Origin of the sequence: Paenisporosarcina cavernae (genome assembly GCF_003595195.1) — a bacterium.
GTDB classification, from domain to species: Bacteria; Bacillota; Bacilli; order Bacillales_A; family Planococcaceae; genus Paenisporosarcina; species Paenisporosarcina cavernae.
Genome location: NZ_CP032418.1, coordinates 1,574,304 through 1,586,000 on the forward strand (window position 1 = coordinate 1,574,304; position 11,697 = coordinate 1,586,000).

The 11,697-nt window shown below is 38.9% G+C and carries 12 protein-coding genes; 4 read left to right on the forward strand and 8 right to left on the reverse strand.

Annotated elements, in window-relative coordinates; all coding sequences use genetic code 11:
- Positions 1–7: 7 nt before the first annotated feature.
- Entirely contained in the window at positions 8–949 is a 942-nt protein-coding gene (locus D3873_RS07995) for a DHH family phosphoesterase (protein ID WP_119883578.1), read from the reverse strand.
- Positions 950–1,040: 91 nt separating this feature from the next.
- Between D3873_RS07995 and D3873_RS08000 the strand changes: the two genes are divergently transcribed.
- Positions 1,041–1,352: a YtpI family protein gene (locus D3873_RS08000; RefSeq protein ID WP_119883579.1), complete on the forward strand. Its 312-nt coding sequence runs from the start codon at positions 1,041–1,043 to the stop codon at positions 1,350–1,352.
- Between the two features lie 60 nt (positions 1,353–1,412).
- On the opposite strand, the gene D3873_RS08005 is transcribed toward D3873_RS08000, so the two are convergent.
- A complete protein-coding gene (locus D3873_RS08005) occupies positions 1,413–2,714 on the reverse strand; it encodes a DRTGG domain-containing protein (protein WP_119883580.1) in 1,302 nt (433 codons plus the stop codon).
- 241 nt (positions 2,715–2,955) lie between these two features.
- Complete coding sequence (locus D3873_RS08010; RefSeq protein ID WP_119883581.1) at positions 2,956–3,639, reverse strand: metal-dependent hydrolase; 684 nt, start codon at positions 3,637–3,639, stop codon at positions 2,956–2,958.
- Between the two features lie 75 nt (positions 3,640–3,714).
- Between D3873_RS08010 and D3873_RS08015 the strand changes: the two genes are divergently transcribed.
- A complete protein-coding gene (locus D3873_RS08015; protein WP_119883582.1) occupies positions 3,715–4,815 on the forward strand; it encodes a M24 family metallopeptidase in 1,101 nt (366 codons plus the stop codon).
- Positions 4,816–5,203: 388 nt separating this feature from the next.
- Here D3873_RS08015 and ald read toward each other — a convergent pair whose 3' ends face one another.
- Entirely contained in the window at positions 5,204–6,322 is a 1,119-nt protein-coding gene (gene ald / locus D3873_RS08020) for an alanine dehydrogenase (RefSeq protein ID WP_119883583.1), read from the reverse strand.
- A gap of 130 nt (positions 6,323–6,452) precedes the next feature.
- Here ald and D3873_RS08025 point away from each other — a divergent pair, with 130 nt between their 5' ends.
- Positions 6,453–7,748: a purine-cytosine permease family protein gene (locus D3873_RS08025; protein ID WP_119883584.1), complete on the forward strand. Its 1,296-nt coding sequence runs from the start codon at positions 6,453–6,455 to the stop codon at positions 7,746–7,748.
- A gap of 37 nt (positions 7,749–7,785) precedes the next feature.
- The gene (locus D3873_RS08030; protein WP_119883585.1) at positions 7,786–8,235 is read left to right on the forward strand and encodes a universal stress protein; all 450 of its coding nucleotides are present in this window, start codon (positions 7,786–7,788) and stop codon (positions 8,233–8,235) included.
- Positions 8,236–8,321: 86 nt separating this feature from the next.
- On the opposite strand, the gene D3873_RS08035 is transcribed toward D3873_RS08030, so the two are convergent.
- From D3873_RS08035 to D3873_RS08050, 4 genes are all read right to left on the reverse strand, one after another.
- Entirely contained in the window at positions 8,322–9,521 is a 1,200-nt protein-coding gene (locus D3873_RS08035) for an acetate/propionate family kinase (protein ID WP_119883586.1), read from the reverse strand.
- A 12-nt stretch (positions 9,522–9,533) separates the two neighbouring features.
- Positions 9,534–10,466: a class I SAM-dependent methyltransferase gene (locus D3873_RS08040; RefSeq protein ID WP_119884505.1), complete on the reverse strand. Its 933-nt coding sequence runs from the start codon at positions 10,464–10,466 to the stop codon at positions 9,534–9,536.
- 157 nt (positions 10,467–10,623) lie between these two features.
- On the reverse strand, positions 10,624–11,130 hold the full coding sequence (gene tpx / locus D3873_RS08045) for a thiol peroxidase (protein ID WP_119883587.1): 507 nt from the start codon (positions 11,128–11,130) through the stop codon (positions 10,624–10,626).
- A gap of 28 nt (positions 11,131–11,158) precedes the next feature.
- Entirely contained in the window at positions 11,159–11,686 is a 528-nt protein-coding gene (locus tag D3873_RS08050; protein ID WP_238473758.1) for an RDD family protein, read from the reverse strand.
- Positions 11,687–11,697: the final 11 nt, after the last annotated feature.

An 11,697-nucleotide genomic window follows, 5' to 3' on the forward strand; every position in this document is an offset into this window, starting at 1 on the left:
CTCCTTTTTAATGTCTTTTTGCTGCTTCCTCTAAATCTCGAATGACGTGGTCCGCCTCATCCCATGTATAGACCGACGCACCAGAAGCTAGTGGATGTCCGCCTCCGTTGTACTTTTTGGCAATTTCATTAATGATTAATCCTTTCGAACGTAAACGAACGCGAATCTGATCTCTTTCTTCGATGAACATGACCCATGCTTTCATGTTTTTAACTGCACCGAGTGAACCTACTAAAAGCGATGTTTCAGTGGATGAGACATCAAAGGATTTTAATGTGTCTACCGTTAGCTTAATATATCCGATTCCATCATTATTCATCTTAAAATTTTGATAGATGTAACCTTGCAAGTGTAATAGTTTTACATCAACTTCATACATCTCGTTAAACAACTGTGATCGATCAAACCCATACTCAATCAAATTTCCAGCTGCTTCAAATGTCTGTTTTGTAGTACTTTGGAACATAAAACGACCAGTGTCGCCAATGATTCCTGCAAACAATAACTTCGCTGCATTATCAGTGAAAGACCAGTTGGCATCTTTTTTACCTTCTTCAGCAAGTTGATAGATCATTTCACTCGTGGAACTCGCGTTCGTATCCACCCATACAATATCCCCATAATTGTCATCGTTAGGATGATGATCAATTTTAACAAGCTTCTTCCCTTTACGATATCGTTGGTCATCGATACGTGCGGTATTTGCTGTATCCGTAACGATAATAAGCGCATCCTCATACAATTCGTCTTCCACTATATCAGGATGAGCGAGAAAACTTAACCCATCATCATGTTCACCTGTGACAACTACCTGTTTCTCTGGATAACTAGCTTGCAGAATCTCTTTTAATCCAAAAGCAGAACCATAGGCATCCGGATCAGGACGTACATGCCGATGAATAATAATCGTTTCAAATTCCTTGATTGTGTCAATAATCGTACGCTTCATCTATACATTCTCCATTCTTTGGATAAAAGAGTTCGCATTTTCTAACCAATCTCGATACAATATTGCTATTGAATGTAACAGGAGGATTCCCATGGTCAATTTATTTTTAGTTATCGGGATTGTGATTTCAGCAGTCTTTTACCTTTATTTTAAAACAAAGCAATTCCGCTCTTCTTTACCAATTACAAAAAAATGGTATGCGAACCGAGCACTTATCTCTTTAGGAAGTTTGCTTGTATTCTTTGGGATTAACCAAATGATTCTTTACCCTTCGACACTCACATACGTCATCGGTGCCCTTTTTATCCTTTTAGGTATAGGTACCGTTGGTTATTACTGGAAAGTCGCAAAGCATTACGGTCAATTTGTAAAAGAAGAGCAAGCAATCAATACCTCGAACTAATGTATATCTCGCGTTGGCAAGAGAAGAAATTATACTTCGCTTTGCACACGCGAGATTTTTTTATCGATCTAAAAGTTGAAAAGTTACCATTGCTTTACCCACTTGTGAAGTTTCAATGTGAACATCTATTTCCATTTTGACAAATCGTCGACTACTGTCTATTATCGTTGGTTTCACATGTAGGATACTGTCCATTTGAATAGGTTTTAAAAAGTAAATAGTCACGTTCTCTACTATACTTTCTACTTTCTTCTTCGATTTCAGCGCCATTTCTCCAGCTTCAGTTAATACCGTCACAAATGCGCCATAAGATATTGCACCAAATTGGTTTGTCATTTGAGGCGTAACAGTAAATTCTACGTACTCATTTTGATGCACAATCAGTTGACTTTTCACCATATCATCTAGCGTTTCACCATGTTGAGGTTGGCGTTGAATTAACTGCAATCCTTTTAAAACGTCTTGTCTGCTAATAATACCTAACAAATAATTTCCTTCGTCCACAACAGGCATTAAATCGATGCCTTCCCAAATCATCCGATGACTGGCACTAGCGACACTCGTTTTCAACGTTGCCGAAATTGGTTGTTTTGTCATGACCTTTTCAATTAACTCCGACATTTCTTTTCCCATCACATCTCGAGAAGTGACAATCCCTATTAGTCTTCCCTTCGTATCCACAACTGGGAAACCTCCATGATTGGTCTCTGCGTTTTTCGCGTGATAATCGCCAATCGATTGATTCGCTTGTAAAATATCCGTTTGCTGTAAAGGAACATATATATCTTCAATAAATAATACTTCTTTTTTGATTAATTGATCATAGATCGCTCGATTAATCATGGTTGCAACTGTAAATGTATCATAAGAAGTGGAAATAACCGGTAAATCTCGGCTGTCCGCTTCTAATTTCACTTCATCGGATGCATCAAATCCTCCTGTGATTAAGACGGCAGCTCCCGAGCGCAATGAAGTCAATTGGGCTTTTGAACGGTTACCGACGATGAGTAAATTTCCCGGATCAATGTATCGCATCATATCATCCAATTGCATCGCACCGATCACAAACTTTGTTAACGTTTTATGTAAGCCACTTTTCCCTCCAACCACTTGCCCATCAATGATATTTACCACTTCAGCAAAAGTTAGTCGTTCAAAGTTTTCTTTCACTTTCCGCTCAATCCGAATGGTTCCAACACGTTCAATCGTACTTACTAATGATTGATTTTCGGCTTCCTTAATCGCTCGATACGCTGTCCCTTCACTCACTTGAAGTTCTTTCGCAATTCGTCGAACGGAGATTTTGTCTCCAATCAGAAGCGTCTCAATATATGCTAAAATTTGTTCATGTTTTGTTCTCAATCTATCACCCGTTTCCAAACAATCGTTCTATTTTTCAGTTTATCACAAACGAACCCTAAGGCACCAAACTGGAAATAAAAAACACAGAAACAAAATGACACTCCTAAGGAGTGATTTAACTATCTACTAGTGATACCAGACGTGTGTATTTCTACTTAATAAAACGTTCAGATTCATTTTTAGAAAATAAAAATAGCCACACACGTAAGTTAAACACGCAGTGACTACCTTTCACTAAGGGTTAAGACAATTCAACCGCATCTCCAGCTCGAAGAATTTTCACATCAGCATTTGACACGAGTTCAGCAAATTTTTGTGGATCTTGTTGAATTGGAGGGAATGTATTGTAATGAATTGGAACAACACTTTTTGGTTGTAATAATTCTACTGCATAAGCGGCGTCTTCGATTCCCATTGTAAAGTTATCGCCAATCGGCACAAAAGCTAAATCGATTGGATGACGATCGCCAATTAATTTCATATCTGAAAAAAGGGCTGTATCTCCCGCATGATAAATCGTTTTCCCTTCCGCTTCAATCAAAATTCCAGAAGGCATACCAGTATAGATAATTTCCTGCTTTTCATTCACGAAAGATGAGCCATGGAAAGCTTGAGTTAACTTCACTTTTCCAAAAGGAAAAGTAAATGCTCCTCCGATTGACATACCATGCGTTTCAACACCTTGCCAACTGATGTAATCCGCTAACTCAAAAGGTGCAATGACCGTTGCATTATTCGCTTTCGCAATTTCCACTGTGTCACCTACGTGATCGTTGTGACCATGCGTAAGAAGGATATAATCGGCTTTTACATCTTCTACCTTTAAATCCGTTTGCCCATTGCCATTGATAAATGGATCGATTAGTAGTGTAAATTCACCTGTCTCAATTTTCACAACTGCATGTCCATGGAATGAAACCTTCACGATAACCCCTCCTAAATCGGTGTAAATTCTCGCTCCTGTTTGATATGATAACACTACCTTGAAAGGAGAATTTCTATGTCTAAATTATCACATATTTCACAATTTCTAAAACAATCTGGCACGGATGCGGCATTTATCAGCACACCGGATAATGTTTTTTATATCTCAGGATTTCGAAGCAATCCGCACGAACGATTGTTAGGTGTATTTGTATTTTCAGATGAGACAGCGATGATGGTACTTCCTAAAATGGAAGTACCAGATGCAAAAGCAGCTGGATGGAAATACGACATTATTGGGCATGAGGATACCGATAATGCTTGGAATTTAGTACAAGAATATATAGCGAATAAACAAAATTCTCTCGGTACACTTGCTATTGAGAAAACGCATGTAACGGTGGATCGTTACGAAGAGATTCAACGCATACTTCCTTCCGCTACGATTTCGGGAATAGATGACACCTTAAATTCTCTACGCTTGAAAAAAGACAATTCGGAGCTAGCGATTCTGCGAAAGGCAGCTGAATTCGCGGACTATGCGATTGAGGTTGGCGTAAGTGAAATTGCGGAAGGTAAAACTGAATTGGAAATCTTACAAGCAGTTGAAGCAGCATTAAAAGCAAAAGGAATTACACACATGTCCTTCGACACTATGGTGCTTAGTGGACCTAAAACCGCTTCTCCGCACGGAAAACCCGGCTCCCGCAAGATACAAAAAGGGGATTTCATCCTATTCGATCTAGGTGTCGTCTACGAAGGTTATTGTTCCGATATAACACGGACTGTAGCTTATGGAGAACCGTCTGATGAACAGCGCAAAATTTATGAAACTGTCTTACAAGCAGAACAGGCAGCTGTTCAATTAGTCAAACCTGGTGTAACAGCTAAAAATCTAGACTTAACTGCTAGAGATATTATTTCGAAAGCTGGATATGGCGAGTTTTTCACTCACCGCTTAGGACATGGTCTCGGCATCTCGGTCCACGAGTTCCCTTCGATCACATCAACAAATGAAATGGAATTAATAGAAGGAATGGTCTTTACAATTGAACCGGGAATTTACGTGCCTGACGTTGCAGGAGTGCGCATTGAAGACGATGTAGTGGTCACAAAAGATGGAGTAGAAATCCTAACGAAGTATCCGAAGGAATTGGTTATTATACCAGCAGACTAGATAGAAGCATACATTGGATTTACATTTCCCACGATTTTTTGAAAAAGTATTCGTTCAACAATCTCATCGGAGAAAAATCACTTCTTGGAAAAATCGATTAAAACTGCTATCGAACGAATTTCATTGGAAAAGGTATATGTAAACTTATCACCAAAACCCAAATTTCATCATTAGATACCATCATCATTCCTGTATCTTTACTTATCAGCGTTTTTCCTTTAAGCGTTACCGAAGCTATTTCGATCGGCGGAGAAGTTTTATCGAAGGGATGTTGTCAGTATTTCACTTCCATAATCAACGTATGGCGAATACATTTACACACTAAAAAATCCGAACGACACCGGGACTCCTTTTCGTGTCTCGATTACTCGTTCGGATTTATTTTCATTTAGGAATTTAATAACGATTCTGCAGCTACATACGGTAATTCTTGCGCTTCAGCAACTGCTTGGTACGTGACATGCCCATTTAATGTATTGATTCCTTTTAACAATGCAGGATTTTCGATACATGCTTGTGCATACCCTTTGTTTGCAATTTGTACTGCGTAAGGAATTGTCACGTTTGTTAATGCCATTGTCGACGTACGTGGAACTGCACCTGGCATATTCGCTACCGCATAATGTACAACGCCATGTTTCTCATACGTTGGATTATCATGTGTTGTGATTCGGTCGGATGTTTCCAAAATTCCACCTTGGTCAATTGCAATATCTACTACTACAGAGCCAGGTTTCATCGATTTAATCATTTCTTCTGATACTAATTTCGGCGCTTTTGCACCTGGAATTAATACAGCACCAATCAATAAGTCAGCTTCTTTTACAGATTCTGCGATATTAAATGGATTCGAAATAAGTGTTTGTACATCGCGTCCAAACATGTCGTCTAACTGACGAAGTCTTTCCGGATTTAAGTCGATTACTGTTACGTCTGCTCCCATACCAACGGCCACTTTCGCTGCGTTCGTACCGGCAATTCCTCCACCAATAATCGTTACTTTGCCACGCGATACTCCTGGTACTCCACCTAAAAGAATTCCAAGTCCACCGTGAATTTTTTCTAGAAATTGAGCGCCAATTTGTGTCGACATTCTTCCTGCAACTTCACTCATTGGTGTTAAAAGTGGTAATGAATTGTTTGCTAATTGTACCGTTTCGTATGCAATTCCAACTACTTTATTATCTAGAAGAGCTTTTGTTAATGCTGCTTCCGGAGCTAGGTGTAAATACGTGAAGAGAATAAGTCCTTCACGGAAATAACCATATTCTGATGCAATCGGTTCTTTTACTTTCATGACCATGTCTTTCGACCAAGCTTCTGCAGCGGTTGGCACAATGATTGCACCTGCAGCAGTATAATCATCATCTGTAAAACCAGACCCTACTCCTGCTCCCGTTTCAATATATACTTCGTGTCCAAATACGTTTAAGTTAACAACTCCTGCTGGAGTCATCGCAACACGATTTTCGTTATTCTTTATTTCTTTTGGCACACCAATTTTCATTGATAAACCCTCCTGTGTGTATAATGAAAAAGAAAACATGTTCTTCTTCCGCGTTACGTAAAGCAAATCCATTCTATCAGATAATAGGAAAAATGACATTCATAATTTCTCAAAAGGAGGATATATTTTTTTGCGATCATCTTCAGTACAACTAGAAAAACTAGGATTAGAGGCAGTAACAAGCGATTTAAAAACATCTTCCTGGTCAAACTACGCAATTATTCAATTCGCATTCTCTGTAAATGCGGGAAATTTATTAATCCCAGCCCTTGCTGTTTTAGAAGGACATATGACATGGCCGATCGCCTTTCTTTCCGTCTTATCGGGAGCATTATTGGCGTTTTTATTCGTCTCTCTCATGTCTCATCCTGGAGCAGTGTATGGTTTTCCAGCACAATATGTTATTCGAAGCCTCATCGGCCAATGGCTAACAAGAAAGATTGCCTCACCTGTACGAACAATTACTTCTTTGTATTGGTTTGGTGTACAGACAATCGGAGGAGCATACATCATTCAACAAGCGGCTACAATGTATGATGTTACTATCCCTTTTGTACCGGTAGGATTAGTGCTTGCGACTATCATGGCAATTCTAGCATTGATCGGATACGACGCTATTAAAAAAGTAACAAGAACGCTATTCCCGCTTTTGATTCTCAGTCAGATCGTCATGATCTATTTATTGGTAAATCGGATCAGTGAAATGGACGTTTCTCCTTCCTCGTCATTTTCCTTCGGTCATTTTTTGATGTTTAGCTCCCTAGCTTTTGTTCAATATGTCTCAGGGGTTAGTGCTTCTAGTGATATGACGAGATATGCAAAAACACCGAAGCATGGGGCTTTTGGTATGTACATAGGAAATGCAATTGGATATGTCATCGTGGCATTTATCGGCACATTATCTGCTGCCATATTCCAGACAACAAATGTGTATGCAGCACTTGGGAATGAATTATCCCGTCTACCAGGATTACTTTTGCTGTTTTCAGGAATACTTGCGATGATTTCCATCAATGTTGGAAATGCTTATACAGGAGGCTATAGTTTACTCAATACTTTTTCCAAACTTACTCGCATACAAAGTGCAATGATTTTTGGGTTAGCAGGGATCGTCATTAGTTGTTTCCCTCAGTTTTCCGAATATGCCTCGACCTATATTGGTTATATTGGTGCAGGCGTCGTTCCATTATCTGCAATTATCGTCGTCGATTATGTGTGGATTCTGCAAATGAAAATTTCTACCTTAAGATGGGAAGAGGTTTTCCGCGGAGGATTCCAATGGAATGGACACGCATTTTGGTGCTTTTTCTTCGGTACGATTCTTTACCTTCTGATACCAAACGAAGCAGCACCTGGTTTCATTAGTTTTTCTTTAACAGGAATTGTGTATTTTTTGTTACATAGAAGGAATGCTCGAATCGTATAGAGAATACTACAAGTAAGATCAAAAAGGAGGAAGTCACATGACATTATCTTACGAACATATTTTAGTTGCAGTTGATGGCTCGAAAGAAGCAGAATGGGCTTTTAAAAAATCCATAGGCATTGCAGAAAGAAATAACGCAGCACTTTATTTAGCCAATGTCATTGATACTCGTTCTTTTGCTGCTATTGAAGCATATGATCGATCCATTGCGGAACGCGCCCAAGGTTTTGCCGAAGAACTTTTAGGTGGATATAAAAAAGAAGCCGAAGCTGCTGGTTTAACAAATGTTCATATAGTAGTGGAATATGGTTCTCCAAAATCCATGATTCCAAAAGAATTAGCAAAAAAAGTTTCTGCCGATTTAATTATTTGTGGGGCAACCGGGCTATCAACAGTAGAGCGGTTTTTAATCGGTAGTGTATCCGAACACATTGTTCGATCAGCGAAATGTGACGTACTAGTCGTTCGTACAGAAGAACACCACTAATTTAATAGGTACAAAAAGCCAGTGAAAAGTGAGCTGCACCCCAACTGTTAGATGTGTCTAGCAATTTGGTGCAGTTCTTAGAAACTTCACTGGCTCTCTTTATGAATGATTTCCACTGTGTCCCTAGCAATAACAACTTCTTCGTTCGTTGGTATAACAAGAATTTTTACCGGTGAATGTGGAAAACTAATAAATGCTTCTTTTCCTCTTACGTGATTTAACTCAGGATCTAGAAAGACCCCCATGAATTGTAGCCCAGACATCACTTTTTCCCGAATAAGAGTAGAATTTTCTCCTATACCAGCAGTAAACAGGATAGCATCGACTCCATTCATCCGTGCCGCATAGGATCCGATATATTTGTGAATTCTGTTAGCAAAAACATCTAATGCTAATTGTGCTCGAGGATTGTTTTTAGCAGCTTCTTTCTCAATATCACGTAAATCGCTTGAAAATCCTGAAACACCGAGCATGCCGGATTGTTTGTTCAAAATATCAAGCACTTCTTCTGCAGATTTCTGTGTTTTTTCCATAATAAAAGGGATAAGTGCCGGATCTAAGTTTCCGGATCGTGTACCCATAGTGACACCAGCTAACGGTGTAAATCCCATGGAAGTATCAATTGATTTCCCGCGATTCACCGCGGCAATACTAGCACCATTTCCCAAATGACAAGAAATGAGTCGTAACGATTCAAGTGGTCGATTCAACAGCTCAGAAGCTCGTCTAGTGACGTATTTATGAGAGGTACCATGAAAACCGTACTTCCGAATACCATATTTCTCATAATATTCATACGGAATCGAATATAAATAGGAACTTTCTGGCATCGATTGATGAAATGCCGTGTCAAAAACGGCAACCATCGGTATGTGTGGAAGCGCTTGTTGAAAAGCTTTAATTCCAGTGATATTTGCTGGATTATGCAATGGAGCTAAATCAGATAAACGTATTAGTTCCTGTATAACTTCTTGCGTGATGCGTACGGAATCTGAATATGTTTCTCCACCATGAACCACTCGGTGGCCGATACCACTAATTTCCTCTAATGACGAAACTGCTTTGTAAGTAACAAGCGCATGTAAAACTAACTCCACTGCATCCTGATGGTGCCTAATCGTTTCATGTAACTCGTATTCTCTTCCTTCGACCTCAAGCTTAAAGAGTGGATCTTTCAATCCAATTCTCTCCATAAGTCCTTTTGCGATCACTCGTTCATTCGGCATTTCAATCAATTGGAATTTTAAAGAAGAGCTTCCTGCATTAATCGCGACTATTTTATCCATGTTTTCACCTGCCTATGCTCGTTCGTTTTGCTCCATCCAAATATCGACCTTTTGGAAGAATAAACTCATCGCTTCTTTGTTCGACATACTTGGAACTTTTGCTAAAAGAACTTCTCGTGGTTTTTTACTTTCGGAAGATTTCTTTTGTAAAACAAGGAGCGATTTTGCAAAATTCGATTGTTTAAATAAATTATCTGGAAGCTGTATGACTGCCTCTATCCATACATGTTGCTGAAAAAATTCATGTAAACGTGATGCTTCTTCGCTTTCGAATAAATTTTGCGGTACAAACAACAGAAGATGTCCGCCGTCTTTTATATGTTTAACCGATTGTTCGATGAAGAGATGGTGAGCAAAAGACATACCTTCTTTATTTCCTAGAAAGTACGTTGAACCAATTTTTTCGTTCGGATAATAGCCTGCTGGCAGATCGCTGACAACCACATCTACTGGGTCGATCAGCAATGGCTGCAGTGCATCTTGCCGATGTAACTGCACTTCATGTTGCAACAAGTCACCTGTCGCAGCAGCCAATTGGATTAACATATCGTCAATTTCTACACCTTCTGCTGTAACATTTTTCTGAACATAATTCATCACTGTATATAACAAATTCCCGGTTCCAATAGCAGGATCAAGTACGGTAAAGTGATCTTTGTTTGAGGTGAATTTTTCCACAAAATACGCTACCAGTAATCCAAGAGAATCTGGAGTCATATGGTGATGCGGTTGGACGTGCGCTTTCATCCCTTTTAAAATGGCTAATTGAATACTTTTTCGAACATCTTCTTTTAAAAAGGAATTTCCACTAGGAACATTTTCGCCATCTAACCATAATTCCAATACTTCTAAAACCGCTTCCAAATACGGTATATTTTCTTTTTTACTTAAGTCTTGCGTTTGTTGATCTATGAATGTGAATAAATTTTCTAATGTTGAACTCATTCTTTTGCCTGCCTTTCCAACTTCTATGTACTTATTGTACCGCACAAAAAAAAGACTAGCACTTTTCTGTTGAAGCTTTTTTTCTCCATACATACCATTCGGAAAAAATCATTCTTCTTCAACAGTTTATCGTGCTAGTCTACGTCGATACATTTGGTTATTTCGTGAGTGCTTTTACTGCCTCAATAGCAGCTTCATAATTTGGATGTTCCGTTGCTTCGGAAACATATTCAACATACGTCACTTTGTCTTGCTCATCCACGACAAACACTGCACGCGCAAGCAAACGTAGTTCTTCAATTGCCACACCATAAGCTTTACCGAATGATAAGTCTCGGTGATCGGATAAAGTTTGAACTGCATCTATTCCTGCAGCTGCACACCAACGTTTTTGAGCGAATGGTAAGTCAACTGAGATAGTAAGAATTTTGACATTTTCACCTAATGAAGATGCACTTTCATTGAATTTACGAGTTTGCGCATCACATGTTCCCGTATCTAAAGACGGAACGACACTGATTAATCGAACCTTACCTTTTGTGTCATCCAATGTAACAGGGCTTAGATCATTTGCCAAAACTTGAAAATTCGGAGCCGTATCTCCCACTTTTACTTCATTTCCTATTAATGTAACTGGGTTTTGTTTAAATGTGATATTTACCAAACGATCTCCTCCTTTTTTCTTCATCTTACTAGATAGGATTTGTATCATGCAACTCATGTGAATTTACAGCATGATATGGCACGCGTTGCAACGTTTTCTCAAACGTATTTTCATGAATAACGCTTGTATCAGCAAAAAGATCATGTACTCCTTGTTTTTTTGATGTAAATGCTACAACAACATATAAAGGAAATAGAGTCGTGCTAATGAAGCGACCAATCCACTCTCGAATCACAATCGTCAGAAAAGAATTCGAATCATCTTTTAACGGAATAACTGTTAGACCAAAAATCATTTTACCAATCGTCTGTCGCCAAAAATATGTCATGAGGACAAAATATCCGTAAAAAACAATTGCGGATAAAATACTAATTGGTGCATACCATGCGGAATTTGAAAGATTCCATCCTGCGATTCGGAAAATAGGATAGACGATAATAGATGTGAGACTCCCTATAATAAGTAAATCCATTACATACGCAAAGAATCGAACCCAGAATCCCGCATATTTCGGGGTATATTCAATTGATTCTGTTACTACTACTTCATGTTCCACGAGAAGACCTC